Source organism: Neisseria sp. P0008.S010, assembly GCF_051962715.1.
GTDB classification, from domain to species: domain Bacteria; phylum Pseudomonadota; class Gammaproteobacteria; order Burkholderiales; family Neisseriaceae; genus Neisseria; species Neisseria elongata.
Window position 1 is genome coordinate 1 of record NZ_JBQCVA010000246.1, and the last position, 291, is coordinate 291.

The 291-nt window shown below is 49.1% G+C and carries 1 rRNA gene; it reads left to right on the forward strand.

From position 1 onward, the window contains the following. A 16S ribosomal RNA gene (locus tag ACTHSL_RS13425) occupies window positions 1–291 on the forward strand; the annotation flags it as partial.

The following is a 291-nucleotide window of genomic DNA, read 5'->3' on the forward strand; positions in this document are numbered from 1 at the left end:
GGCCTGAGGGTTGTAAAGCACTTTCAGTGGGGAAGAAGGCGTTAGTGTGAATAATACTAACGATTGACGTTACCCAAAGAAGAAGCACCGGCTAACTCTGTGCCAGCAGCCGCGGTAATACAGAGGGTGCAAGCGTTAATCGGAATCACTGGGCGTAAAGAGCGCGTAGGTTGATAATTAAGTTGGATGTGAAAGCCCCGGGCTCAACCCGGGATGGTCATTCAAGACTGGTTGTCTAGAGTATAGTAGAGGGAAGTGGAATTTCCGGTGTAGCGGTGAAATGCGTAGATA